General features: G+C 62.2%; 25 protein-coding genes. 5 read left to right on the top strand and 20 right to left on the bottom strand.

Translation table 11 applies throughout. The annotated features are described in order from the left end of the window. From BUE39_RS04290 to BUE39_RS04275, 4 genes are all read right to left on the bottom strand, one after another. Window positions 1-1,032, bottom strand: coding sequence for a carbohydrate ABC transporter permease (locus tag BUE39_RS04290; protein ID WP_073427408.1), 1,032 nt, complete (start codon window positions 1,030-1,032; stop codon window positions 1-3). Beyond that, window positions 1,029-2,183, bottom strand: coding sequence for a carbohydrate ABC transporter permease (locus BUE39_RS04285; protein WP_073427407.1), 1,155 nt, complete (start codon window positions 2,181-2,183; stop codon window positions 1,029-1,031). Before BUE39_RS04285 ends, BUE39_RS04290 begins: the two co-directional genes overlap by 4 nt. Window positions 2,184-2,186: 3 nt before the next feature. Next, window positions 2,187-3,668, bottom strand: coding sequence for an extracellular solute-binding protein (locus BUE39_RS04280; RefSeq protein WP_073427406.1), 1,482 nt, complete (start codon window positions 3,666-3,668; stop codon window positions 2,187-2,189). Between the two features lie 121 nt (window positions 3,669-3,789). Continuing rightward, a complete protein-coding gene (locus tag BUE39_RS04275; RefSeq protein ID WP_073427405.1) occupies window positions 3,790-4,500 on the bottom strand; it encodes a GntR family transcriptional regulator in 711 nt (236 codons plus the stop codon). 202 nt (window positions 4,501-4,702) lie between these two features. Between BUE39_RS04275 and BUE39_RS04270 the strand changes: the two genes are divergently transcribed. After that, a complete protein-coding gene (locus BUE39_RS04270) occupies window positions 4,703-6,001 on the top strand; it encodes an L-fuconate dehydratase (RefSeq protein ID WP_073427404.1) in 1,299 nt (432 codons plus the stop codon). Here the strand turns inward: BUE39_RS04270 and otsA are convergent. Further along, complete coding sequence (gene otsA, locus BUE39_RS04265) at window positions 5,968-7,404, bottom strand: alpha,alpha-trehalose-phosphate synthase (UDP-forming) (protein ID WP_073427403.1); 1,437 nt, start codon at window positions 7,402-7,404, stop codon at window positions 5,968-5,970. The genes BUE39_RS04270 and otsA overlap by 34 nt on opposite strands. Window positions 7,405-7,515: 111 nt before the next feature. Continuing rightward, complete coding sequence (locus BUE39_RS04260; RefSeq protein ID WP_073427482.1) at window positions 7,516-7,839, bottom strand: hypothetical protein; 324 nt, start codon at window positions 7,837-7,839, stop codon at window positions 7,516-7,518. A 251-nt stretch (window positions 7,840-8,090) separates the two neighbouring features. On the opposite strand from BUE39_RS04260, the gene BUE39_RS04255 reads away from it, so the two are divergent. Continuing rightward, window positions 8,091-9,056, top strand: coding sequence for an AraC family transcriptional regulator (locus tag BUE39_RS04255; protein WP_073427402.1), 966 nt, complete (start codon window positions 8,091-8,093; stop codon window positions 9,054-9,056). 59 nt (window positions 9,057-9,115) lie between these two features. On the opposite strand, the gene BUE39_RS04250 is transcribed toward BUE39_RS04255, so the two are convergent. The 12 genes from BUE39_RS04250 to BUE39_RS04195 all read right to left on the bottom strand — a co-directional run bounded on the left by BUE39_RS04250 (window position 9,116) and on the right by BUE39_RS04195 (window position 21,204). Further along, on the bottom strand, window positions 9,116-9,640 hold the full coding sequence (locus tag BUE39_RS04250; protein ID WP_083081077.1) for a flavin reductase family protein: 525 nt from the start codon (window positions 9,638-9,640) through the stop codon (window positions 9,116-9,118). Window positions 9,641-9,669: 29 nt separating this feature from the next. Further along, window positions 9,670-10,992, bottom strand: a complete 1,323-nt coding sequence (locus BUE39_RS04245) for a zinc-binding metallopeptidase family protein (RefSeq protein ID WP_200799503.1) — start codon at window positions 10,990-10,992, stop codon at window positions 9,670-9,672. A 1-nt stretch (window position 10,993) separates the two neighbouring features. Continuing rightward, entirely contained in the window at window positions 10,994-11,629 is a 636-nt protein-coding gene (locus BUE39_RS04240; protein WP_200799502.1) for a cysteine hydrolase family protein, read from the bottom strand. A gap of 11 nt (window positions 11,630-11,640) precedes the next feature. After that, a complete protein-coding gene (locus tag BUE39_RS04235) occupies window positions 11,641-12,699 on the bottom strand; it encodes an LLM class flavin-dependent oxidoreductase (protein WP_073427400.1) in 1,059 nt (352 codons plus the stop codon). Between the two features lie 60 nt (window positions 12,700-12,759). Beyond that, entirely contained in the window at window positions 12,760-14,019 is a 1,260-nt protein-coding gene (locus BUE39_RS04230) for an MFS transporter (protein ID WP_073427399.1), read from the bottom strand. Between the two features lie 53 nt (window positions 14,020-14,072). Next, a complete protein-coding gene (locus BUE39_RS04225) occupies window positions 14,073-14,846 on the bottom strand; it encodes an outer membrane protein OmpK (protein WP_073427398.1) in 774 nt (257 codons plus the stop codon). Between the two features lie 406 nt (window positions 14,847-15,252). After that, on the bottom strand, window positions 15,253-16,062 hold the full coding sequence (locus BUE39_RS04220; RefSeq protein ID WP_235004800.1) for a carbohydrate ABC transporter permease: 810 nt from the start codon (window positions 16,060-16,062) through the stop codon (window positions 15,253-15,255). A gap of 14 nt (window positions 16,063-16,076) precedes the next feature. Further along, window positions 16,077-16,955, bottom strand: coding sequence for a carbohydrate ABC transporter permease (locus tag BUE39_RS04215; protein ID WP_073427396.1), 879 nt, complete (start codon window positions 16,953-16,955; stop codon window positions 16,077-16,079). 78 nt (window positions 16,956-17,033) lie between these two features. After that, entirely contained in the window at window positions 17,034-18,374 is a 1,341-nt protein-coding gene (locus tag BUE39_RS04210; protein ID WP_073427395.1) for an ABC transporter substrate-binding protein, read from the bottom strand. 34 nt (window positions 18,375-18,408) lie between these two features. Beyond that, window positions 18,409-19,500, bottom strand: coding sequence for an ABC transporter ATP-binding protein (locus tag BUE39_RS04205; protein WP_073427394.1), 1,092 nt, complete (start codon window positions 19,498-19,500; stop codon window positions 18,409-18,411). Window positions 19,501-19,529: 29 nt separating this feature from the next. After that, a complete protein-coding gene (locus tag BUE39_RS04200) occupies window positions 19,530-20,276 on the bottom strand; it encodes a cytochrome b561 domain-containing protein (protein ID WP_235004799.1) in 747 nt (248 codons plus the stop codon). A gap of 400 nt (window positions 20,277-20,676) precedes the next feature. Further along, window positions 20,677-21,204: a GNAT family N-acetyltransferase gene (locus BUE39_RS04195; protein ID WP_073427393.1), complete on the bottom strand. Its 528-nt coding sequence runs from the start codon at window positions 21,202-21,204 to the stop codon at window positions 20,677-20,679. A gap of 129 nt (window positions 21,205-21,333) precedes the next feature. Between BUE39_RS04195 and BUE39_RS04190 the strand changes: the two genes are divergently transcribed. Next, window positions 21,334-21,981 (top strand): VTT domain-containing protein, encoded by a 648-nt coding sequence (locus BUE39_RS04190; RefSeq protein ID WP_073427392.1) that lies wholly within the window; start codon window positions 21,334-21,336, stop codon window positions 21,979-21,981. 175 nt (window positions 21,982-22,156) lie between these two features. Here BUE39_RS04190 and BUE39_RS04185 read toward each other — a convergent pair whose 3' ends face one another. Then, window positions 22,157-22,618 carry a VOC family protein gene (locus BUE39_RS04185; RefSeq protein WP_073427391.1) on the bottom strand — a complete coding sequence of 154 codons (462 nt, stop codon included), beginning with the start codon at window positions 22,616-22,618 and terminating at the stop codon, window positions 22,157-22,159. A 232-nt stretch (window positions 22,619-22,850) separates the two neighbouring features. On the opposite strand from BUE39_RS04185, the gene BUE39_RS04180 reads away from it, so the two are divergent. Continuing rightward, entirely contained in the window at window positions 22,851-23,993 is a 1,143-nt protein-coding gene (locus BUE39_RS04180; RefSeq protein WP_073427478.1) for a DUF3182 family protein, read from the top strand. Then, window positions 23,990-24,766, top strand: coding sequence for an alpha/beta hydrolase family protein (locus tag BUE39_RS04175; RefSeq protein WP_073427390.1), 777 nt, complete (start codon window positions 23,990-23,992; stop codon window positions 24,764-24,766). Before BUE39_RS04180 ends, BUE39_RS04175 begins: the two co-directional genes overlap by 4 nt. 105 nt (window positions 24,767-24,871) lie before the next feature. Here BUE39_RS04175 and BUE39_RS04170 read toward each other — a convergent pair whose 3' ends face one another. Then, a complete protein-coding gene (locus tag BUE39_RS04170; RefSeq protein WP_073427389.1) occupies window positions 24,872-26,395 on the bottom strand; it encodes a CoA-acylating methylmalonate-semialdehyde dehydrogenase in 1,524 nt (507 codons plus the stop codon). Between the last annotated feature and the right edge of the window lie 5 nt (window positions 26,396-26,400).

Here is a 26,400-nt window from a genome sequence, read left to right as displayed (position 1 = left end):
TCATCCTTTCACGGCCCCCACGAGAATGCCTTTGACGATAAAGCGCTGCAGCGTGAGCGTGAGCAGCATCACCGGCAGGATCATGATCAGGATCAGCACCGACATGTTCCACCATTGCGGCCCGCGCGTGGCGTTCTGCGCGGCGACGAGAAGCGGCAGCGTCTGCGCGTTGGCCGTCGAGAGGAAAAGTGCGAACAGGTACTCGTTCCACGAAAGAATCAGCACCAGCAGGCCGGTCGCCACGATGCCCGGCGCGACGAGCGGCACCACGATGCCGAACAGAATGGCGAAGCGCGTCGCGCCGTCGATCTGCGCGCTCTCCTCGATTTCCTTCGGCACGCTGGCGAAAAAATCGAACATCAGCCAGACGACGATCGGCAGATTCGCCGTTGCGTACGTGATGATCAACGCGGTGCGCGTGTCGAGCAGGCCCGCGCTCTTGAAGGTCAGGTAGATCGGAATCACCGTGACGACCGGCGGCAGAATGCGTTGCGAGATCATCCAGAAGATGATGTCGTCGTTGGCGAGATGACGCCTTGCGCGCCGGACAATCGGGCGCAGCAGCAGGAAGAACAGCGCGCCGCACACGGCCACCGCGATACGCAGGTCCACCCCGCCCCAGCCGACGGCGGCCACCACCAGCGCCAGCATGAGAACGGCGAGCCCCACCGCCGCCACCGGCGGTTTGTACTCGATGCGCGCGAGCGCGTAAGCCGCCATCGAGCCGAGAAACACCGCGGCGACCGTGGAAAGCGTGGCGATGACGAGCGAGTTCATGTACGGACGATACGTGTCCGGCCCGAGATCGACAAAGATGTAATGCCACGCATCGAGACTCGGCTTGAAGTCGACGAACGGCACGTAGGCCGGCCCGTTGGAGACGTCGATGGGCAGCTTGAACGACGTGATCGCCATCCAGTACAACGGAAACAATACGACCAGCGTCCATAGACCCAGCAGGCCATAGGCGATCACCCGCGTGCCGATCGGGATTTCATCGAGCCTGGTGGGCACGAACAGGCGCTTGATCATGATTGCCGCCCCCGCGCGCGCCGCACGACGAGTTGAAAGAACGACACGCACGCGATCGTCGACACGAAGAACAACATGTAGGCGACCGCCGACGCGCTGCCGAGATTCAGCGTGCGCCACTCGATGAAAGCGTGCAACGTCATCGATTCCGTCGCGATGCCGGGGCCGCCGTTGGTCAGCACGTTCGGCAGGTCCACCACCTTGAACGCCTCGATCAGGCGAATCAGCACCGCGCTCGCGGCGACCGGCGCGATCGACGGCCAGATCACGTCGCGAAAGATGCGCCAGCTCGACGCGCCGTCGAGTTGCGCGGCCTCGATCTGATCGCGCGACGTGCCTTCCAGCGCGGCCAGCAACACGAGAAACATGAACGGCACCCACTGCCACGTATCGCCGATCACGACCACGATGCGCGCGAGCCACGGGTCCGCCGCCCACGCGATCTGCCCGAGGCCGAGCCATGCCCAGAGCGGCGCGAGCGGGCCGACCGCGGTGTCGGCCATCATGCGGAACATGTAGGCGATGCCGACGGGCGTCACCATCAGCGGCAGAAAGAACAGGATGCGGAAAAACCGGCCGCCCTTGAGCGGCAGCGTGCACAGGTAGGCGAGGCCGAGGCCGAGCAGGAATTGCAGCGCCACGCCGAACACCACGTAAAAGAGCGTCACCATCAAACTGCCCAGCGCGCCGCCGTCGCCAGTGGTATTGGCGGCAAGCCACACGACGGCCAGCAGCGACGCCGCGGCGATCAGCCGGCCAATGCCGCCGATCACCGAGCGCTGCCCGCCGCGCAGATAGCGGACCAGCCACCAGCCGATCGCCAGCGCGGCGGCGGCCATTACCGCGATGCTGATGACGCCCGGCGGCCTGAATACGCCGACGAAGTGAAACTGCTGGCTGCCGCTAAACAGCCTCACGTAGTTGCGCATGCCGACGAACTTCAGTTCGTAGCCGCCCTCGCCGAGCGCGAAGCGCATCAACGACAGATACGCGGACGTGACGAGCGGGAAGATCGAAAAGCCGAGAATCAGCAGCACGGCCGGCAGCACGAATACATAAGGCGCCTGGCGGTCGAGCCAGTTGGCCGCGACCGACCTGCGCGACCCGCGTCGCGATGCAGCCGATGACGAAACGCGCGACGAGGATTGCATGAGTCAATGGGCGCCGATCGACGCCTTGTAGGCTTTCAGTTGGGCGTCCTTGCCGGCGTCGTCGGTGATTTCGTCCCAGCCTGTCTGGATCGCCTTCATGGTGGCGTCGGCGTCGAGTTCGCCCGCGAGAAAACGCGCCACCGCCGTGTCCAGCACCACTTGCTCATAGCGCTGATTCTGCGGAATACGCAGATCGATGACCATGTTCGGGCTTTGCAGGCTGGCCTTGATCGCGCCGAGATAAGAGGCCGCCGCCGCGTCGCTCATGCCCGACTTCTTCCAGATCGACATATCCGTGAACTGCGAACGGCGATACGGATTGAAGCCGGTCGCGCCGATCGTCACATCCACATTGGCTTGCGCGGGCTGGCTCATGTACGAGAGAAACGCGTAGGCGGCGTCCTTCACCTTGGGGCTCGCTTTCGCGTTGATGCCGCCGGACCAGCCGCCGAATGCCGCAAACGGCGCGTGGTTCACGCCCTCCACCGCATACGGGCAGGTGTTCTTGTCGCACGCCACGAGCTTGCCGGTGTCACGGTTCAATACCTTCGTCGAGCCCGGCAGCATGACCGCGCCGACCTTGTCGATCACCTTCGACTGCTTCGGGTCGATCGCCAGCACGCCGATGTCGCCCCAGTCGAGCGTCAGCGCGCAGTGGCCGGAAATGAACGCGCTGCGCGTGTCGCCGACGTCGAGATTGATTTCGTTCGGCGGCCCGTATTGCGTCGATTGCTTATAGACGTTGAGCGCGGCCTTGAATGCGTCGTTGTTGACGAGCGGCTTGAAGTCGCGCGGATCGAAGAACGCCCCTTGCGCCGTGCCTTTCGACTGAATGTAGCCGCCCGCGATCGAGATGATCGCCCAGTACGCCTGCGCGTTGCGCTTCTTCGAAATGCAGGAGCCCGCCACCGGTTTGCCGTCGCCGCCGAATACCTTGCCGTTCGCCGCCTTCGCGATGTCGAGGTACTCGTCCCACGTTTTCGGCGGCTGTTTGCCGAGTTGTTTGAGAATGTCGGTGCGGTAGTAGACCATCTGGAAGTCGCCGTCGAGCGCGATCAGATAGGTCTTGCCGTTGAAGCGCTGCGAAAAATCGCGGAAGAACGGCATGACGTCGTCTTCCTGCAATGCCGAATCGCGAGCGACGCGCGCGGACAGGTCTTCGAGGAAACCGCCCTTCGTGTAGTCGACCATCCACTGCGGCGCGAATACCGCGGCGTTCACCGAGTTCGTACCGGAGGCCCAGTCGGTCAGCAGCTTCTGATACAGGTCGGAGAACGGCACGGTCAGAATGTTGATCTTGGCGCCCGTGAGCTTTTCGAACTCAGGCGCGCGGCGTTGCAGCGGTTCCGCGATTTGCGGCCCCACGAACGTCATGACGTTGACGGTGACGCCCTGGAATTCCCCGGCGGCGAGCGCATGCCCTGCCGCCATGAACCCCGCGACCGCGAAAGCCACGGCCACGCTTGCACGTTTGATGCATTTCATTTTTCGTCTCCTCCATACCGAGTTGACTACGCCACGGCCAAGGTCCGACTAACCGCACACCCCGGCGCGTGCGGACCGCGGCGCTCCGGTGGGCTCTGCGAAATCCGCGCAAGGGCCCGGCTTACGCCTCGAACAAACCGGGGCGTTCGCCGGCAAAGCGCTGCAACTCCGCCACCACTTGATCCAGATGACCGTGCATCGCGCGGGCCGCCGCTTCGGCGTCGCGCGCCGCGATGGCTTCGAAGATGCGCACATGCTCCGCGAGCGTTTGAATCTGACGTTCGGGGCTTCCCAGCAACTGGCGCGCGCGATCGAGCGCGCCGCGCGACGTGGCGACGATTTCCTTGACGCGCGGCAGGTCGATGGCGTCGAGCAGAATCTCGTGGAACGCCAGGTCGAGCAGGTGAAATTCATGGCGCAAGCCGCCGGTCACCGCCTCGCGCTGCTTCTCCAGGTTGGCGGCGAGCGCCGCGAGCGTTGCCTCGGAACAGGTGGACGCGAGGCCGCGCACGGCTTCGACTTCGAGCGCGCTGCGAATGAACAGATGCTGGCGAATATCGTGAATCACGATCGGCTTCACGCGCGTGCCGCGCTGCGGCAATACCTCGACGAGACCGGCGGTTGCCAGCCTGGCGAGCGCCGCCGAAACCGGAAAACGCGACACGCCCATTCGTTCGCAGATCGCCTGCTTGTCGATCATCATTCCCGGCTCCAAAGCCAGCGTGACGATAGCCTCGCGCAATGCCGCCGCCACTGCATCGGTCAAGCTGCTGCGCTCCCCACCCTGCAGTTTTTGCAGTGCGCCATAGGGGTCGGCAGCCGCTGACTTCATGGATCGAAAGGCTCACGGAGGTCGTGATTTGTGACTAACATGCTAGCATGCTAGGAGCCGAAACCGGTGCTGTCAACGCGTGCTAACGCTTGGTATAACCTGGTATGCACCCTGGTCATCGGCATGTCGGCGGCGCTGCGCCGCCAAGGTCTCGCATGCCGTCCAGGCTATCGCACCCGTCACCTTTTTTGGGGGCGTTGAGATGACCACGATCACGAATCTGTCCGTTAGGGATATTCGTTTCCCGACCTCCCGCTCGCTCGACGGCTCCGACGCGATGAATGCCGCGCCCGATTATTCGGCTGCCTACGTCGTGCTCGAAACCGATTCGCCGGAACAGTTCGCGGGGCACGGCCTCACCTTCACTATCGGCCGCGGCAATGAAATTTGCGTGACCGCGGTGAACGCGCTGGCGCCGCTCGTCGTCGGCAAGACACTCGAAGCGATCGTCGCGGACATGGGTTCGTTCTGGCGCGCCTTCACGTCCGATAGTCAATTGCGCTGGATCGGCCCGGACAAAGGCGCGATTCATCTCGCGACCGCCGCGGTCGTGAACGCCGTGTGGGACTTGTGGGCCAAAACGGAACGCAAACCGGTGTGGAAGCTTCTGGTGGACATGAGCCCCGAGGCGCTGGTGCGGTGCCTCGATTTCCGCTATGTGACCGACGCGCTCACGCCGCACGAAGCGCTGGCGATCCTGCGCCGCCATGCGGCCACCAGGGGCGAGCGCGAAGCGCAGATGCTCGCGCACGGCTATCCGGCTTACACCACGTCGGCGGGCTGGCTCGGTTACGACGACGAGAAAATCCGCCGCCTCGCTCGCGAAGGCGTCGCGCAGGGATGGACGCATTTCAAGCAGAAGGTGGGCGGCAATCTCGACGAGGACGTGCGGCGCGCGCGCATTCTGCGCGACGAAATCGGCGCGGATCGCAAGCTGATGATGGACGCGAACCAGGTATGGGAAGTCGACGAAGCGATCGCCAACATGCGCCGTCTCGCGGAGTTCGACCCGTGGTGGATCGAAGAACCGACGAGCCCCGACGATATCCTCGGCCACGCGGCGATCCGCCGCCGCGTCGCGCCGATCGGCGTGGCGACCGGCGAGCACTGCCATAACCGCGTGATGTTCAAGCAGCTATTGCAGGCACAGGCGATCGATTTTTGCCAGGTGGACAGTTGCCGGCTGGGCGGGCTCAACGAGGTGCTCGTGGTGTTGCTGATGGCGGCGAAGTTCGGCGTGCCGGTCTGTCCGCACGCGGGTGGCGTCGGACTATGCGAGTACGTGCAGCACATCTCGCTGTTCGACTACATCTGCGTGTCGGCGTCGCTCGAGAATCGCGTGCTCGAATACGTGGACCATCTGCACGAGCACTTTGTCGATCCCGTCGTGATTCGCAACGGACGCTATATGCCGCCGCAACAACCCGGCTACAGCATCGAGATGCGAGCCGAGTCGCTCGAACAGTTTCACTTTCCGCAGGGCGCCGCGTGGCGGGTCTGATCTTGTCCCTCTTCCTGCGACTCGCAATCTTCCAGCGCCCGCAGAAACGTCGAACTCCACCAGTGCACGTCGAACTTGCGGATTCGCCGAAGCAGGGCTTCATGCCGGTTGATCCGCTCGTCGAGCGACATGGTTAGCGCGCGCTGAATGGCCTGCGCCGTGCCTTGCGTGTCGTACGGATTGACCAGCAGCGCTTCCTTCAATTGCTCCGCGGCGCCGGCAAAGCGCGAGAGCACGAGCATGCCGGGATCGGCGGCGTCTTGCGCGGCGATGAACTCTTTCGCGACCAGATTCATGCCGTCCCGCAACGGCGTGACGAGCGCCACGCGACTCGCGCGATAAAGGCCCGGCAGACGCTTGCGGGCCACGTTGCGATGAATGTAGCGCACCGGCATCCAGTCCAGTTCGCCGAAGTCGCCATTGATCGCGCCGCACAGGCTGTCCATTTGACGCCGCAGATCGTCGTACGCGCCGACGTCCTCGCGGCTCGGCGAAGCGATCTGGATCAGCGTGGCGCTGTCGCGGTTTTCCGGGTAGAAGGTCAGCAGTTCGCGGAAAGCATGAACGCGTTGCGGCAAGCCCTTCGAATAATCCAGGCGGTCGACGCCCACCAGCAGACGACGCCGCGAGTACTCCTCGCGCATGCGCGCGAACATGTCGCGCCCTTCCTTCGAATCGGCGAGACGAATGAAGTCGTCGACGTCGATGCCGATGGGGTACGCGCCGACCCGCAGCGTTCGGCCGAACGCCCGCAGGCGATCGGGACTCAACCGTTGCGCTTGCGCTTCCGATTCGACGTAGTGAGAAAAATGCGTGAGGTCCGCTTCGCTCTGGAAACCCACCAGATCGTAGGCCAACAGCGAACGCATCAGCCATTCGTGCTCGGGAATCGCGGCCATGATCAGCGGCGGCGGCATCGGGATATGCAGGAAAAAGCCGATACGGTTGGTGCATCCCATCGCGCGCAACTCGGCCGCGAGCGGGATCAACTGATAGTCGTGAACCCAGATCAGGTCGTCCGGTTTCAGGAGCGGCAACAACTTCCGCGCGAACAACTGGTTGACCCTGCGATAGCCCGCGGCGAAGCGCGTGTCGAAATTCGCGAGGTCGAGCCGGTAGTGAAACACCGGCCACAACACGTCGTTGGCGTAACCGAGGTAATACGTGTCGTGGTCTTCGCGGCTCAGATCGAGCGTGGCAAGCGTGACGTTGCCGGCCGTTTGAACATGAACGTCGCCCTGCCCCGTTGTCGCGACGTCCGCCGCTTCGTGAATCTTGCCGCTCCAGCCGAACCAGAGTCCGCCCGTTTGTTGCAGGCTCTCCCGTACCGCTACGGCAAGGCCGCCGGCCGCGGGCTTGCGCGGATCGGCGGTGCGATTCGAAACGACGACTAGTCGACTCATGAGGTCCTTATGTTGTTGGGTTCAAATGGCACCCGCCGCCCGCAAGCGAGGGCGCGCCGTCGGTCGATCATGCTGACTGGTCTGCTACGACTCGCCAATGCGGCCTCGGGTTCAACGCTTGGGGCCCTTCATGCCCTCGGTTTCCATCGCGGCATGTCGTTCCTCGCTCGCTTCGATCGGGTCCATCGACTCGTCGATGGAAGCCGTCGCGCGTTCGGTGGCGGCCAACGCTTCATCGACGGTGGTATCGAGTGTTTCGTCCTCGTCTTCGTCGCCCGGCGGCTCCAGCATGTCTCGAAGCATGGCGGCCAGTTCCGGTGTGTCCCACGGCGCCCCATGCTGCTTCTTTTTCTTTATGTAATGCCTGACTTCGGCGTCTTGCTCGGGAGTCAAGGGGAGGCCGCGAAAAGTACTTTTGGGGTCGGCATTGATCATGATTTGCTCCGGGAATTTATCCCGTTTCGAGTTTAGCCCCATTTGGACCGACGATGGGCCGGCAATGGGCCTGCGAGGCCTAAACGCCTTACCCTTCAATTCGCCGACGGCTCGCACCGCCCCACGGTTGTGCGAATCGCATGAAGCTGGGGCAGGCTTCGCTGAAAAGACGCCGGAAAGCGCCCTTCACCACGCCGTTTGATGGGCTCGGAATTTGCTTTGCAATGGCTAGCGTTCTATGAGGGGTCGCAATGAACAGTTGGAGCTTGTGCACGTCCGCCTATGCCACCGAACACCGGGAGCAGATCTGGCGAGATGCGCTGCAAAGGGTATATCTGTCGATGTCCAGCGAAACATTGAGGGACGGCCTGCGCGGCGAGGTGAGCTACAACCGGTCCCCGCTCGGCATGCAGTTCGTCAAACTGGCCGGCTCTCCGCAAGCGATCGCCGGAGATTACCCCGCAAGCGGGACGACCTCCGCCAACCTCTGGATTGCCTTGATCCTGGAAGGAAACGCGGCCTTGCGGATCGGCGGCGAAACGCACGCGCTGGAAGTCGGCGACATCCTGTACGGCGCCGGCGGCGGGGACCGCGTGGAGTTGCTGTTGAGCAGCGACTTCGAGATTCTTACCGTCGAGATGCCTCATGAGGTGTTCTACAAGCGGCTGCTCAATCCGCTCGCGATCCAGGCCGGAACCATTTCCCGCCAGGAAGGCATCAATCACGTCCTGTCCGATTTTCTGTCTTCAGTGGCGGCGCAAATGGAGAGTCTGACGGAGACGTCGTTCCATCCGGTGGAAATGGCGCTCTCCGAATTGCTCACTTACTGCCTCGCAAGACGGCCCGCGCTCAACGGCTTCAAGGATCTCGGTCATGCCAGGCATTTCCAGGAACTCTGCCATTCGATCGATCTGCATCTGGGCGATTGCGATCTGAGTCTCGACAAGGTGGCGCGTCGCAACAACGTATCGCCGCGCTACGTCCAGAAGATTTTCTCGCAGGCCAATTCGAGCTTCAGCCAGTTCGTCCGCAAGCGCAGGCTGGAACAGTGCAGGAAGGATTTGTCGAGCAGGGCGAATGCGTCGCTGTCGATTTCGGAAATCTGCTTTCGTTGGGGGTTCAACGATCTTGCTTACTTCAGCCGGGCGTTTAGCGCCGAATACGGCTGTTCACCCCGCGCATACCGGACACAATTGCTGGAAGAGCAACCGGTATAAAGGCGCCGGTCATGCGGAGAAAGACGCACCGGGCGGCTTTCTCCGTCAACGCCATTCGGCTATGCCCTGAATGCGCCGCGATGGTAGACGAGCGGCGAGCGCGTCGGCTCACGCACGATCCGCTCGGGCTGCCCTGTCAGGATCGCGTGATCGCCCTCGATATAGCTCGCGCCGAGACGGCATTCGATGTTCACGCAGCAATCCGTCAGCAAAGGGCAACCCATGTCCCCTATCTCGTAGTCCACATCCGAGAACTTGTCGCCGTCTTTCGCCCCGAACTTCAGTGCCAGAGACTGCGCACGATCGGAAAGAATATTGACTGCGAACGCGTGCGACTTATTGATCGCCGCGAGCGTATGGCTGCGAAGGTCCATGCATACGAGTAACAGACGCGGACGAAGCGACAGGCTGCAAAACGCGCTCACGGTGCTGCCTAGCGGCCGTCCGTTTTCCATCGCGGTCACGATCGTGACGCCGCTCGGGAAGTCCGCCATGGTCTCGCGCCACTCGGCACTCTGCTCTTTCGAGTTGAACGCGCCTTGCGGCAGGGCGAGCACACTCGACTGGGTCGATGAGTCTTTCATTGTCAGGGTTTCTTACTTTGGATGAGGTGCTATTCCATGCGTCCGCAGATGGCGAGTGCGGCAAGCGCGTAAATCTGCGCGCTTCGGGCGAGGTCCTCGGGTGTGGGCAACACGCGCGGAATGCCGCACGTGACCGCGGGAATCCGGTGCATGTTGAAGACATTGTGGTCGCGCCACATGCTCGAATAGATCGGGTCCGCCCGCGCCAGGGGCTGCCCGCGGACCATCTCGGTCGCGCAGCCAAGCGCGCCGACGAGTGGCGCGACGGCCTCGTCGTCGGCCCGATACCCGTGGCGCACAACGAGGGGACTGATCTCGAACTCGCCGAGATGCAGGGAGCGCAGCAAGCGCTCCAATTCCCGCTGCACTGGCGCGACGGTTTGCCTGGCGGTCAGTCCGACTTCCAGATAGAGCGCGCATACCTCGCTTCCGCTTCCGAACGTATGCGGTACGCCGGCTCGAATCGAATCGATCTGGACCTTGGGAACCGATAGGCCGCCCTCCGTTTCATACCGGTTGCGCACTTCGTAGTCCGCCGTCCATGCGTGCAAGGCTTCGATCAGCTTGCCGGTTCGATAGATGGGGTTCGGATGCGACGCGCAATCCGGGTTGTACGTCAGCGCGGGCGTGAACGCGCTCTCGCCCAGCAAGCGGATACGGAACAACACATAGCCGCAACCCTGCCACGTGATGCCGTAGTCGGTCCCTTCAGCGGCAATCGCATAGTCGGCCGCAACGCCGCCATGATGGAACAGGTAATGCGCGCCGATATCCTTGCCGAGGTAGTCGATACCCTGATATTCCTCGATCGGCTCGGGACCGATCTCACCGGGACAGGCAGTCAGGTAAAGCCTGCCGGACAGTTCGATGCCGGCCTTGCGCAGTGCCTTGGCGGCAATGAGAAAGCAGCTCATCGGCCCGCGGTCGTTCGTGATGGGGTAACCGTGCAGGCGATTGTCCTGCAGCCAGCACTGCGTCCATTCCTTGCGTTGAACGGTTTCCTGACGGTACTTGTAGCCGTCGAGCGCGGCCGAGCCCGCCGGGCTTTCGGTATCCAGATGCGCGGTAAACAGCAGATTGGGCGCATCGCCGCGACCGCCATACTCGCCGACGATGTTCGGACGCGCGGGCGTGGCCCCGACGGCGCGAGGCTTGAGCCCTTCCCGTTGCATCCAGTCGAATACATAGCCCGCCGCCGCGGCCTCTTCGCCGGAACGGCTCGGAATATTGCCGAGTTCGAGCGCCAGTTCGGTCAGTTCAACGGGATCGATGGCGTCCTCGATGCGCGCTTTGTCCTCGGCGGAAATCGGGTGCAACGTTGAAGCGGGCCGCTTGATCATTTTCGAGGTCACACTACGATCCTTTCGTGACGCGGCCGTTCCACATACCGACGATATCGTCCGTATCGAGAACGACCGCAAAGTTCTCCGCCAGCACCTCGAGGGTGTTGTGGTGGAAGTCATCGCGGTAAGCGCCGCAGGCGTCGCCCGCGACAACCACCAGCCAGTCTCGCTGAAACGCATCCCGCACCGTCGAGTCGACGCAACATTCCGTGGTCAACCCGCATATCACCAGCGTGTCGATGCCTTGGGCTCGAAGCCGGCTGTCGAGATCGGTCCCGACAAACGCGCTATAGCGCTGCTTCCATACAATCTGGTCGCCCGCCTCCGGCACGACCTGGTAGAAGGCTTCGCCACCGGAGCCGTCGCGGCATACGGCATAAGCACAAGCGGGATCGACGTTGCGATAGCGCATCCATTTGATCCAGGCTGGCGAATCGGTCGCGGGGTCCGTTTTCAGGCCCGCGAAGATCACCGGGATGCCTGCCTGGCGCGCAAGCGTGGCCAGGCGGCCGGCGTTTTCAATGGCCGGCGCGACGTCCGCGACCGGCACGCCCATCTGCGCGAGCGCACCTTCCGGCGAGCCGAAATCAACCTGGATATCGATGATGCAGAGCGCCACACCGCCTGGCGCCAGCCATTCGTTCATGGAAGGAGCGGTCATGAGAACTCGGCGCGCAAATGCGGAAGAATGTCCTGACCAAAGCGCGTCAGCCCAGTGACGTAATCGGGGAAAATCAACATCACGCCATCCAGTTCGCAATCCCGCAGCAATGCGGATAACTGTGCGTGGCAAGCGGCCGGATTGCCGATCGTCGTATGGGTCATGAATGCATTGCTCGCCCGCTCGACCATTGCGTTGTTCTTGCCGCTGACATCCACGCCGAAGCTGCGCATCATGCCCGTCACGGCCTCGACATCGAGACCCTCCCGATACTGTTGGGCGAGCGCCTCCGCCCGCGCATTCGTGTCCGCGCAAATCACCGTGGACATGCAGTACGTCTTGATCGTGGTGCCGAACTCCTCGGCCAGCGCCTTGGCACGCCGGCTGATAGCGCCGGTCTCGGCGTCGTCCTTGCCACCGATAAAGCAGGCATCGGTGTTGCGAACGCTGAACCGGAGTCCTCGTTCGGACTGTCCGGCACATACCAGGAAAGGACGCGGATTCGCGATGGGCTTGGGCTCCGAGATGCAATCCTTGATGGTGAAGAACTGCCCCTCGTAATCGACGCGTTGATCAGACCATAGCGATTTGATGATGTCGGTCCATTCAGCCGTCATCGCGTAGCGCTGGTCGTGATCGAGCGAGGCGTCCCAGGCGCCCATCTGCTCGAATTCCTCCTTGAACGAGCCCGAGACGATATTGAGTCCGGCTCGCCCTCCGCTGATCTGGTCGAGCGTCGTGATCATCTTCGCGACAACCGCGGGATTGTGCAGGCCGGCATGCATCGTGGCGATAATGCGCGCGCGACGCGTTGCCTCTGCAATCCCCGCCATCATCGTGACCGATTCGAGCGAGACGTCCCAGTGTTGCGTGGCGCCGCCGAAACCTCGCCATTTCGCCATCGACATAATGAAATCCAGACCGATCTCGTCGGCGAGGATGGCGGCCTCGCGATTTTGCCGGTACGAGGCATCCAGCACCGGCGTGCTGCGCGAAATGATCCATCCGCCTTTCGCGATTGGCAGAAAAACGCCGAACTCTTTAGAACATGTCATTAGGCACCTATGATCCACAACTAATAAAACAGCTTCTTCGCTTTACCGACAAACAGCGCCTCAAATACCGGAAGAGGCTTTACGGCTGAATAGCTGCCCCTTCACGGGCGGTCGCATGAGCGTGACCGCGAACGCGATAATTAACGGAATGATCGCGACCAGCAAAAACGCGCCGGTGAAGCTTCCGAGTTCATCTTTCACGCGGCCGGCAATCAACGGACCAAAACAGGCGAGTGTCGAAATAAGATTCGCCACGGAGAAAATCTCCAGGTACGGAAGCCGTCCGTAATAGTTGGACAGAAGAACGCTCGTGGCGAGAAAGGTCATGCCATAGCCCGCGCCGATTCCGATCGAGAAGACGATCAGCATCGGCAATGAAGTCGCCGCGCTGAGCGCGAGTGTGCCGATGACCATCAACAACAGGCTCGCAATCAGCATCTTCTTCGGTTCGATCTTTTCGCCGAACAGGCCCGCGATAAAACGGGAGAAAGAATTGATCAGCGCCTCGGCGCTCAGCAGCGCGGCCGCGGTCTGCGCGCTGAATCCGTGATCCGTGATATGCGCGACGGCAAAGCTATTGGTGGTAATGCCGACCAGCAGGAACGTGGTGTAGGCGGCAGCGATCGCGTAAAACTGCCACGTGCCCATTGCCTCACGCGCCGTCCATGCCTGCTCGGTGTGATAAACCGAGCTGTTCTCTTCCTGACGATGCGCGTTGCCCAACTGTTCGGCGTGCTCGCGCTCCCGGACACCCGAAGGCAGCAATACGGTCGCGAGGAGCCCGAGTACCACCAGGAAGAAGCCGGACAACGCCCAATGCATGCGCCAGTTCCCCAGCACATTCACGGCCAGAACCACGAGCCACGGACCCACGACGCCGCCGAGTCCGCCGACCGTGAAATAGAAGCCAAACGCGAACGCCTGATTCTTGTACATCCGGCCGATAACGTAAGTCCCCGGCACGGTGGCGACGAAGCTGAAGCCGACGCCCAGCAGAATCGCGCCGGCGAAATACAGTGCGAGGCCGTGACAATGCGCGAGAAGCGCGAAAGCCGCGGCGAGGATGACGGTGCCGGCCAGAAACGTCGGCCGCACGCCAACTCGGCGGATGAAGATGGCCGGCAGATAACTCGACAGGCCGCAGGCCAAACCCAGTAACGTGAACCCCAGTCCGGCGCTAGACCAGCTCCATTGCATTTCCTTGATCATGTCCGGCAGTACCACGCCCAACGACGTGAAGGTGGCCGCTGTGATCATGAAATAGATCGCGCTCAATAGCGCAAGTATGGCCCACTGATAACCTCTGCTATAGCTATTCATGCAATGCCTCGCAAGCTGATATTTAATTAAGACCGTTCCGAATCATTCGGGCTTCAATTGAAGCTGTATCTGATCAGCGCGCCATAGCTGAATTGATCGGTGGGGAAGTACTCCGTGCTCTGGATCTTGTACTTGTTCCTGATCGGATTCAGAACGATACCCAGCCACAAATGCCCGCCGGGCTGGCCCAATTCCTTGCCGAGGTCGTAGTGGAGTTCCGGTTTGAAATCGGTCGTCTCGGCCTGGCCGTGCAAACCGAAGGTATGGTCGAAAGTCCCGACAATCCGGAAATCGCCCAGTTTCGTCGAAAACGGGAAACCATAATCTATGTGAAGTCGCCGGTCATTCCAGCCCAGGCCGGGATTTCTTTCCCAGTAATAGATCGTGCGCAGCCAGCCGATCCAAGGAGCCTGCCAATCGATGCCGATGCCGGGAAAGTAGTTATAGCCCTGGTGCTCTGTCTTGGAGATCCATTGGGCAAACGTAATATCCTTGAACGGTCCCAGAGAGATATCCTTGCCCAACAGCTTGCCCAGGCTCAATCTCGGAACGAGCTTGTAATAGTAGGTCGTGGCGCCGCCGGCATAGTCGTTCTGCAGCGAGGTTTCGAAAATAGAATAGGTGTAGAGATCACCAAAGCGATAGTCACCGAACGATTCAAAAATCGGCGAGAAGGTGGTTTTAGGATCGACCTTGTTGCCCCCCTGCAGATAGCCGCTCACGTCGAACGACTGGTAATTCACAAATCCCCCGGAATACGCAAACACAGACTGAGACGAGCCGATCGCCGCGAGAAGCAGACATGCGGTTGCAATAGTTTTAAACATGATAATTAGATCCGTGAAATTCGGATTTATAAGAGATCTTTTCTCAATGATTTGATTAAAGCGAATCCGTGAGAAACATCTGACAAGAACCGCCGGCCCGTTAGTTATTAGTGGTTATGCTCAACACGGCGCAAATGTACCGAGACATAAAAAACCACGCTTGCAAAAATCCGCATAAGGACTTGGACTGGTCACCCGGACCGGTGCGACGCGACACGCCTTTTTTACTTTTTTTGTTGGCGCAATCGGTGGCGCGATCGATTACGTGCAGGCGGGCTGCGCCGGGCGATTTCAGCGCCGCTGTGTGGGCGCCTGCGCGGCTCTGTTCGAATTGGCGTCCGTCAGACGCGCGAAGATCGGCGCGGGCGCGATCATCCGGCCTCGCGCCCGTGTTCCATTGCAATGCCTAACCCTTGACCGCCCCCGCAGTCAATCCGGTGATGATCTGGCGCGCGGCGACGAGCGTGAAAATGAGCGGGGGAATCGCAATCAGGCTTCCGAGCGCCATGATCTTTCCCCAGTCGACGCCTATGTCCGTGATGTAAAGCGACGTTGCAACGGGCAACGTGCGCGTTCCGCGGTCGGTCAGCACGAGTGCAAGGATGAATTCATTCCACGCGATGCGGAAAGTAAAAATGGCGGCGGCGGCAAGACCTGGCCGGATCAGCGGGAGAAATACCTTGTAGAAGACCCCAATCGGCCCGCAACCATCGAGCGCGGCGGCTTCCTCCAGTTCAATCGGAATCTGAATGACGAAACCGTACAGCAGCCAGATAGTGAACGGCAGGTTCACCGCCACATACAACAGGATCAGACCTGAAAGGCTGTTCACCATGTTCCACCGGCTCCAGATCATGAACACCGGCAGTGCCAGTACCGCTAGCGGCACCGTGCGCAGCATCAGCGTCGCGTAGGCAACGGCGGTACGCCCCGGGAAACGGAAACGCGCCAGTCCATAAGCCGCCATGCAGCCGAGCAGAAGCGTAAGCGCCGTCGACACGACACCCACGATCAGGCTGTTTCCGAGGTAACGGGCGAAATTGTCCTCGCCGAGCACCGCGCGGTAGTTCTCCAGCGTCGGCGTGAACAGCAGATTCAAAGGCTCGCCAAATATCTGCGTCTGATTGCGCAGCGACGTGACGAAGATGAGTGCGATCGGCGCCACGCACAGACAGGCCAGGATCACCAGCGCGGTGTAGTGCAGGCCGATGAGCAACGGGGAGCGGCGCATTACATCTTCTCCTGTTTCAGTGGATTCGAAAAGCGCAGCGCCACGCACGACAGGAGTGCGACGACCGCCAGCAACAGCACGGAAATCGCCGCGGCGGAGCCCAGGTTCTGGCTGACGAACGCGGCCTTGTAGATGTGCAGGGAAAGAATTTCCGTCGCATCACCCGGCCCGCCGAAGGTGAGAATGTAGATAACCTCGAGCACACGAAATGCGTCGATCACGCGCATCAACAGCGTGATCGCAATCACGTGAGCGACCATCGGCAGCTTGACCCGCCAGGTCATTTGCCACCACGTGGCGCCGTCGATACGCGACGCTTCGAGTACCGATCCATCGACACTGGCGAGGGCCGCAAGCATCATGATCAACACGAATGGCGTCCATTGCCAGATATCCGACACGACGATTGCAATGAAGGAAAGGCTGGGATCGGCCAGCCACGCATGAGGCGCCATGCCGAAGTGCTGCAGGATCGCATTGACGAAGCCGAACTGCGCGTCGAACAGATATCGCCACGTCAGACCCACGGCAATCGGCGCAATCATCATGGGAAGAATGAACATGCTGCGGAAGAACGCCATTGCGCGCGCGGGCGCTTCGAGCAACAGCGCCAATGCGATGCCGAGGCTCATTTCGGCGGTGACGCAAACAAACGCGAACAGCAGCGTAACCCGCAACGAACTCCAGACGGCAGGGTCCGCAAAGGCTGTCCTGAAGTGACGAAGTCCGACCCAGTGGGCGTCGGCCCACGGCGTTCCCATCGACCAGTCGAAGAAACCTAGCTGAATGCCGGAGATCAAGGGATATAGACAGGCGGCGGCCATGACGGCCGCCGCCGGGCCCACGTAAACCAACGGGACCCAGGAGGGCGTTCTCATGAAAGGAAATTCCGGTGACAGCGGCGCCGGTGATCGCATCCGATCGAAGGCTGCCTCTTGTATGGGATATCTACGTGCTCAGACCTTGTAGCCGGCGCTTCGCATGATCTCCAGTACTTTGGCGATCTCACCGTTCAATGCCGCAGCTGGTGACGAAGCGCCAATCAGCGCGTTCGAAATGCCCACGCCGAGAGCCTGATCGACAATGGCGTCCCAAACGGGAATCATTGGCCGCCAGTCCGGATCGATGTATTTGATCTGTTCCCGCAATACGGCAAATTCGGGAAACTGCCGGGTCATCGCGGGGTCGGCTATCGTCGAGACCCGGCTGGGGCTACCGCCCGCACGGCAAACGGCTTTGTCCTGTTCTTTCGATGTGAGCCATTGAAGAAGAAGGAACGCCGCCTCGGCATTCCTCGAATTTCGCGGGATCGCGAGGCCAAGCCCGCCTGCTTCGCTCGAGTAACGGCTGCCTTTGGGGTGAACCGCATACCCCACCTTGTCGCTGATTCTGGAGCGAGTCTTGTCCCGCACCGGACCGAAAATAGCGGTCGCGTCCAGGTACATCGCCGCCTGCCCTTCCAGGAAAGCGGTCATCATTTCCCCCTGACCGTAGCTCGGGATGCCCACCGGTCCTGTTTGCACGACATCCTGCAGAAACCTCAACGCCTTCACGCCGTTATCGTCGTTGAAGACCGGCGAAAAAACGCCGGAGTTATAGTCAAACACTTTTCCGCCCAGCGGATTGAGGTGCAGCAGCCATGCTTGCAGACATTGGTGTCCAGCCTGTCCGCGCGAGGTCAATGCGCCGATCCGCGCCTTGTCCTTGATGACGTAAAGCAGTTTGTGAAGCTCGTCGTAGGTTTGCGGCACCTTCAGATCATATTGGCTGAAAACGTCACGCCGATAAGCCAAAATGGACGTCTCCGCGCCATAGGGGACGCCGTATAACCTGGCGCCAGGGCCGGACAGATATCCCTTCTCCCCGCCCACGAGTCCGATGTTCTCCACATAGGCCGGCACCATGTCCGCCATGTCGTAACCTGCGTCCGACAACTGTGGGTTCTTGAAGAACGGCGCAAGCTCGCGCAGCAGGTTCTTGTTGACGTACTCGGTTTTCCACGTGGCAATGTAGCTGATCAGATCGTAATCGCCTTGAGGCTTCGACATTTCCAGCAACTGCTTGTCGCGCATGCGCAGCATCTGCATCTTGTCCAGTTCGACCTTGATGCCGGTCAGCGCGGTGAATTGAGGCAACAGCCTGATCATCGCCTCGTAGTGCGGATGCGACGGAATGCTCAGAACGAGCGACGTTCCCTTGTACTTCGCGAACCGATCCTGCGCGTGACTGCTGGAGATCGGAAGCCCTGCCGCGAACACCGAAAGTCCCGCGAGTTTTACGAATTCCCTGCGTTGCACGATTGTCTCCTGAATGGTGCTGGATGCGTTGCCGTCAATGTCCCAGGCGTTGCGTGGTGGCCGTGTCGAATAGATGCAGTGCCTGCGGATCGAAACCGATGCCGACGGTCTGGTGCGCGAGCGCGTGACAATCGCCGGGGGCGACCACGGTGAGCCGCACGCGCGGATCGGTCGCGAGACGGCCAACCAGCACGCTTTCCGTGCCGAGGTACTCGACGACGTCGACGATCAGTCTCAACGAATGCGCGCCACCCGTGAGTTGCAGCGCTTGTGGCCGCAACCCGAGCGTGATGTCGCGCCCCGCTTCCAATGCGGTTTGCAGCCGCGCGGCGGGTACATGAAACTGGAACCCCGTCCCGGCCAGCGTGAGCGCACCGTCATGAACTTCCACGCGCGCGGGAATCAGATTCATCGTCGGCGTGCCGATAAAGCTCGCCACGAACAGATTGGCCGGCTTTGAAAAGACTTCGGCGGGTGTGCCGATCTGCTGAATCCTTCCCTTGTCGAAGATGACGATGCGTGAAGCGAGCGTCATCGCTTCGACCTGGTCGTGCGTCACGTAGACCGTCGTCTTTCCGAGGCGCTCATGCAACAGCGCGAGTTCCGCGCGCATATGGCCGCGCAACTTGGCGTCGAGATTCGAGAGCGGCTCATCGAAGAGAAATACTTCCGGCTCGCGCACGATGGCCCGACCGATCGCCACACGCTGTCGCTGGCCGCCCGATAGCTCCCTGGGTTTGCGTGACAGCAGCTTTTCGATATTCAGTGTTTTGGCAGCGGCATTGACCAGGGTTTCGATGTCCGAGTCGGACCGCCCCGCAAGGCGCAATGCAAACGACAGGTTTTGCGCGACGTCCATGTGCGGGTACAACGCATAGTTCTGAAACACCATGGCAATGTCGCGCTTCGCTGGTGCAACCCGCGTCACATCACGGCCAGCAATGTGGATCTGGCCTTCGGTCACCGACTCGAGACCCGCGATCATGCGCAATGTGGTGGATTTCCCGCAGCCGGATTCGCCCAGCAGCACGACGAACTCGCCTTCGTCGATCCGCAGATCCAGATGCTCGACCACCGTTGTCGCACCAAAGCGCTTGACGACCTGGCGCAGTTCAAGTCCTGACATGAAGTCTCCGTATGTTGATGTCGTTCGGTTCAATCGTGTCGCGGCGTGCGCCAGCGGCGCTCCCATGACCGCGCCGAATAGCGGCGTATGCCCCATCCGATCGATCGGCGCCTGTTTCCTGGATGAATCTCGTCGGGTCCCCAGATCGCCTGGTAGGTATCGATGCATCGGCCTTGCCGCTGCCAGCGAACCGCAAGCGCGCCGAGCAGGCACAACCATGACGCGAGCACGACCGCCATCCAGCGCGGCGCGTCCGCCGCATACAGACCTGTCGCCACCGCGAAGAGCGCAGCCAGAATCGCGCTCGTGCCGAGTATCTTGTGAAGGAGTTCGAACGCGACGCGGCGCGGCGTCATGTCGTAGTGATCGCCTCGAAAGGAATCGCCGGAACGCTGGTTTCCGCGACGCGGATCGTTGGGACCGCCCTTGGTTCCGCGCACTATCCCGCCGGCAATCTGCAGCCAGCCCGCCGCACCGATGCACCATCCCAAGGTTCCATGCGCCCTCGCCAGCCATGAAGCGCCGGGCGCGTTGCGCCATGCGAGGGCGAGGCCAGCGCTCATCAGCAGCACGCCTGCCCACTGAAGCGTCTGGTGCGCGCGCCACCATGTCTTGTTGTCGAGTTCGGCGGGCCACGACTGATGTGGCAGGACTTTGAAATATCGCGCCGCGAGGACACCGGCAGGCAGCAACACCGCCCAACTAAGCACCATCAGTCGTCCATGCCAGGCGAGCCAGGTCGCGACGTGATGTTCGCCGGCGCCTGATAGCGGCATGAGAAGCCAGGTAAAGACACTGTGCATGCTATGCCCTGTAGGCGGGTGCGATGGGTGCGAACGGATTCGCCGTCACCTGCGGCCCTTGCGCGGTTCGCAGAAGTCGTAGCGAGACCGTTCCTTCAAACAGACGGCGCCGACACCGGTTCAATTCCGCAAAGACGCATTCTTGTTCTTGGTTCACGCTCGACGTTCTTCTCTTTATCGTCGCGGCGTGGTCTCGATTGGGTGCAGATTATGGGCACCCACTCGATTGCCAACTATTGAAAGTTATGAATAGGGTGATTGCCGGCGGTTATACGAAGGAAAATGAGAGGTGAAGCGTGTGCAGTTGTAATAAAGCTGAAGCGGCGCGCCGCCTGTTTTCAGTCATTGGAAGCGAACGCGCGCTCGTCGAACCTCACGCCAGATCGCGCCGCATGAACACGCGTTTCGATTCGTCGAGTCCGCGCGCGATATGCGCTTCGCGCCGCGCGATCAGCGCCGCGTCGAGTTCGGCTGACTCGATGTCGCGAAAGCCGAGCCGCCGATAGTACGGCGCATTCCACGGCACCTCGCGATACGTCGACAGCGTGAGTTGCATCGCCCCTCGCGCACGCGCGAGTTGCGCGACCTGCTCGATCAGCGCCGCGCCGATGCGCCGCCCGGCATGCGTGGTGAGCACGTCCAACTCCTGCACGTAGAAGCGCGCGGGCTGCGGCTCGAACATCACGAATCCGACGCATGTTTGATCGGCTTCCACGGCGACGATGATTTCGCGCGCGGCGATCTTGCGCTCGACGAGTTCCAGCGGCATGGGCGGCGCATCGGCAATACCCGTCATGCCGACGCTGACGAAACGCAGACCCGCTTCGAATTCGATCGCACGGATCACGGCCGCATCGTGCGGTTCGGCAAAACGGAAAGTGACGGCGTGGGCGCGTTGCATGAGCGTTTCCTACGTTCGTTTATTCCAGGGCATGCCGCGATATTGACATTGGCCACGCGAAATAAACAAGCGCCCAACGCCGCCACGGCACTAAACTCCTGAGCATCGGTATTTCCCTTTCGAGCCACGATGGACCTGACGCATTTTCTGCAGATCGCCCTGCACTTCGACCAGCACCTGAGCGGCCTGACCGCCGAATACGGCGCCGTCGTTTACGCGATGCTGTTTCTCGTCGTATTCGTGGAGATCGGTTTTCTGCCGCTCTTTTTCCTGCCTGGCGATCCGCTGATTTTCATCTGCGGCGCGCTCGCCGCCACCGGCGCGCTGAACGTCTGGTTCGTGGTTCCGGTGCTGTTCGCCGCCACGGTGGCCGGCAGCATCGTCGACTATGCAATCGGCCGCGCGATCGGCGAAAAGGTCTATACCGCCGACTATCGCTGGCTCGACAAGAATGCGCTGCGCAAGGCGCACGCGTTTTACGAAGCGCGTGGCGGCCTGACGTTTCTGCTGTCGCCGTTCATCGCCGTGGTGCGAACCTTCGCGCCGTTCGTCGCCGGCGTTTCACGCATGACGTTCGCGCGTTTCGTGTCGTTCGTCACCGCCGGAGCGGCGCTGTGGATCGTCTCGCTGGTCGCGGCGGGTTATCTGTTCGGCAACGTGCCGCTGGTGCGCGATCACATGAGTTCGATCGTGCTGCTGGGCGTCTCGCTCGGCGTCGGTTCGTTGCTCGTCAGCGCCGTGTGGCGCTTCGTCAACCGGCGCATGCGCGCTCACTGATTCGCAGGGTCATGACAGCGTTATCCGCCTTGCGGGCTTTCGCGCCGGCGCTGATCGTCGCGGTCGGCACACCCGTCCCCGCATCGCCGCGCGGGTCGCGCGCGTGCTGACCAACGCCACGCCGCGATAAGCCGGGCCGCGCCGTGTCATCGGCGCATGACCGGCTCACCTCTGCTTACACCCAGCCTTCGATCTTCAGGCCGCTCGCGCGCTCGGCTTCCTCGCGCGACACGCTGCGCACCGTTTGGCCGAAGCTCCAGATGTGCCCTTCAGGATCGCGGGCGGCGTAGACGCGGTCGCCGTAAAACTGATCGGCCGGCTCACGCGTAATGATCGCGCCCGCGGCGCGCGCGCTCGCGCAGTGTTCGTCGATGCCCTCGCGCAATTGCACGTGTACCGACTGCGTGTTCTTGCCGCCGATCGAAGCGGGACTGGCCGAGTCGTCGGACCATTCGCCGGCGATCATCACGTAGCTGTCGCCAAAGCGCATCTCCGAATGGGCCAATCGGCCGTCGCTATCCGTGATGACCATCCGGCGCTCGAAGCCGAATGCTTTTTCGAGCCAGTCGAGCGCGGCGAACGGGTCCCGGTAGTACACCGCCGAACCCAGCGACGGACGATGAAGCGAATCGCTCATGCTTGTCTCCTTTGTAAGCCTTCACGTCGATATTTAACACCGCGGTTAAGCGGATCGACAAGGCGGAATGATGTGGCCGCGGCGGCCCCGTTCGGTCCGATCGTTCATCCGCGTACCCACGCAGCCAGGAAGCTGTTTGTCGGCACGACGTTTGCGTAATGAAAGCAACGCGGCATGCCGGCGCTCGGCGCGCGGTGTCGCGGCAGCCTATCGTTCGCATCGGGAGCGCGACATGGACGCATCAGCGGCTTCTGCATTACCCGCGCCACCGCCGGTCCCCATCGTGCTGGTGTACAGCCAGGGCCGCAAAGCGGCGGGCGGCGGTCACGAACTCGACACCCAATGGGAGCTTGCCCGGCAGATCGCCGAACTGAAAGGCGCGCAACTTGCTGGCAACGTCGATGACGCGTGCATCGTTTCGGCGGACCGCTACCTGGTCCCCGACGACACGTTGACCGTGGATGAAGCGCGCAAGCTGGGCGTCGCGTCGGAGCGCGATCTGTACGGCGGCGTGGTGCCGTATCCGTTCGTCGCGACGAAGCTGATCGCGCACGAATTGCCGCCGGGCGCGCGGCATGCGCCGCAAGGCTGGTCGCGTGAATTCAGCGAGCAGGTTCGCGGACTCGTGCTGCCGGGCTACGCGGCGTTCTCGCGGGACGACGCGCTCGACGCCGCCGCGTTGCTGTGGCCGGGCGGGCGGGTGCGCATCAAGCGGCCTTACGGCATCGGCGGCGCGGGGCAAGCGCTCGTGGAAACCGGCGAGCAGCTCGCCGCCGAACTCGACGACATCGGCGACGCTGCGTTGCGGGCCGAGGGCGTCGTCGTCGAACGGCATCTGGAGAACATCGAGACGCTGAGTGTCGGCCGCGTCACGCTCGACGGCCTGGTGGCGAGCTATCACGGCGTGCAGAGACTGACGGTCAACAACCACGGTCATCATGTGTACGGCGGCTCGGACCTCGTCGTCGTGCGCGGCGATTTCGACGCGCTCGCGCGTCTCGACATGGCGGACGACGTTCGAGAGGCCATTGCCCGGGCGCGCGCGTTCGATGCCTGCGTGCAAAAGTACTACGCCGGCTTCTACGCGTCGCGGCGCAACTATGACGTGGGCTGGGGCGCCGACGCGAACGGCACGCACTATTGCGGCGTGCTCGAACAGTCGTGGCGGCTGGGCGGCGCGAGCGGCGCGGAAATCGGCGCGCTGCGCGTGCTCCAGGCGGACCGCAACGCGCACACGGTGCGGGCGTCGACGTGGGAAATCTATGGCGCGCACGCCGAGGTGCCCGCGGACGCGTGCCTGATCTATCACGGCACCGATCCGCAGGCGGGCGAAATCACGAAGTTTTATACGGTAGACGGGAGTAGCGAAACATGACGGCGGACAGATACCGCGTGCAAATACCCATCGAAACCGGTCATCTCGACGCGACCATCCTCGCGCCGAAGACGACCGTGCCAGGCGTGCTCTTCGTGCATGGCTGGGGCGGCAATCAGGACCAGTATCTGGAACGCGCGCGGCAGGCCGCGGCGCTCGGCTGCGTGTGCCTCACGTTCGACCTGACCGGGCACGCGCGCACACGCAGCGAGCAGGAGACGGTCACGCGCGAAACCAACCTCAACGATCTGCTGGCCGCCTACGACACGTTGGCGAAGCATCCGCTGATCGACCGCAATTCGATCGCGGTGATCGGCAGCAGTTACGGCGGCTACCTCGCGAGCATTCTTACCTCGCTGCGGCCGGTGCGCTGGCTCGGCATGCGCGTGCCCGCCCTGTATCTCGACGAAGGCTGGAACATTCCGAAGCGCGCGCTGCACGTCAAGCATGACATCGTCGCTTATAGAAAGCGCATCGTGGCCTCCGGCGAGAATCGCGCGTTGCGCGCCGCGGCGGCATTCAAGGGCGACGTGCTGCTGGTCGAGTCGGAGCGCGATCAGTTCGTGCCGCACACGGTAATCGCCAGCTATCTGCAGGCGTTCCTGAGCGCGCATTCGTTGACCTACCGGATCATCGACGGCGCCGATCATGGACTGAGCGACGAAGGCAGTCAGCGTGCGTACACGGCGCTCGTCGTGACGTGGCTCGGCGAGATGATCGGCGGCTTGCGAGCGGGCAGCCGGGGCGAAGCAGCGAACCCGCCGATTCGGTGAGGCGGCTCGGGCGGCATCGACTTGCCGCGCGGCGAGCCGCTGGCCGCTGGTTCGGTACAGCGCTATGGGCCACTCCAGGCCGCCATGAGTCCGCTATACGCCGCCTTACTTCGCCACCGGCATTGTGAATTCGGCGCCCTTCGCGATGCTGTCCGGCCAGCGCTGCATGATGCTCTTGTAGCGCGTGTAGAAGCGGATGCCTTCTTCGCCGTAAGCGTGGTGGTCGCCGAACAGCGAGCGCTTCCAGCCGCCGAACGAGTGCCAGGCCATCGGCACCGGAATCGGCACGTTGATGCCGACCATGCCCACCTGGATCTGCCGGCCGAACGCACGCGCCACGCCGCCGTCCGACGTGAAAAGCGACACGCCGTTGCCGAACTCGTGCGCGTTGATCAACTCCACCGCGCTCGCGAAATCGGGCACCCGCACCACCGCCAGCACCGGGCCGAAAATCTCTTCCTTGTAGATCTTCATGTGCGTGCCGACCTGGTCGAACAGCGTGCCGCCGATGAAGAAGCCCTCTTCGCTCGCCACCGGATGCGCGCGGCCGTCGACGATCAGCTTCGCCCCTTCGGCCACGCCCGACGCGATATAACCGGCCACCTTGGCCTTATGTTCGGCGGTCACCAACGGCCCCATCTCGGCGTCGAGGTGTTCGCCGTTCTTGATCACCAGCGATTCGACGCGCGGCACCAGCTTCTCGATCAACCGATCGGCGACGTTGCCGACCGCCACCGCCACCGAGATCGCCATGCAGCGCTCGCCCGCCGAACCGTAGGCCGCGCCGATCAACGCATCGACGGCCTGGTCCAGATCGGCGTCCGGCATCACCACCAGATGATTCTTCGCGCCGCCGAGCGCCTGCACGCGCTTGCCGCGCTTCGACGCTTCCGTATGAATATATTCGGCGATCGGCGTCGAGCCGACGAACGACAGCGCGGCGACGTCGGGATGATCGATCAGCGCATCGACGGCCACCTTGTCGCCGTTCACGACGTTGAACACGCCGTCCGGCAAGCCGGCTTCCTTGAGCAATTCGGCGAGGCGCAGCGACGCGGACGGATCGCGCTCCGACGGCTTCAACACGAAGGTGTTGCCGCAGGCGAGCGCGACCGGGAACATCCACATCGGCACCATCACCGGGAAATTGAACGGCGTGATGCCCGCGACCACGCCGAGCGGCTGACGCAGATTCCAGTTGTCGATGCCGCCGCCGATCTGGTCGGTGAAGTCGGTCTTGAGCAGATTCGGAACGCCGCACGCGAACTCGACCACTTCGATGCCGCGCACCACTTCGCCTTGCGCGTCCGTGAACACCTTGCCGTGTTCGCGCGTGATCAGCATCGCCAGTTCGTCGTGATGCTGATTGAGCAATTCCTTGAACCTGAACAGAATGCGGGCGCGCTTGAGCGGCGCGGTTTCGCTCCAGGCCGGAAACGCCGCCCTGGCGGCCTTGACCGCCGCGTCCACTTCCTCGACCGACGCGAGCGCGACCGAGCCGCTCACCTGGCCGGTGGCGGGATTGAACACGTCCTTGAAGCGGCCGCTCGCCGGTGCGGCGGGCGCGCCGCCGATGTAGTGGCCCAACTGCTGCACAGTCAGCTTCGCTTGTTCATTCGCTACATTCATTTCCT

Source organism: Paraburkholderia terricola (assembly GCF_900142195.1).
Classification (GTDB): domain Bacteria; phylum Pseudomonadota; class Gammaproteobacteria; order Burkholderiales; family Burkholderiaceae; genus Paraburkholderia; species Paraburkholderia terricola.
This window is presented reverse-complemented; position numbering and strand designations above follow the sequence as displayed.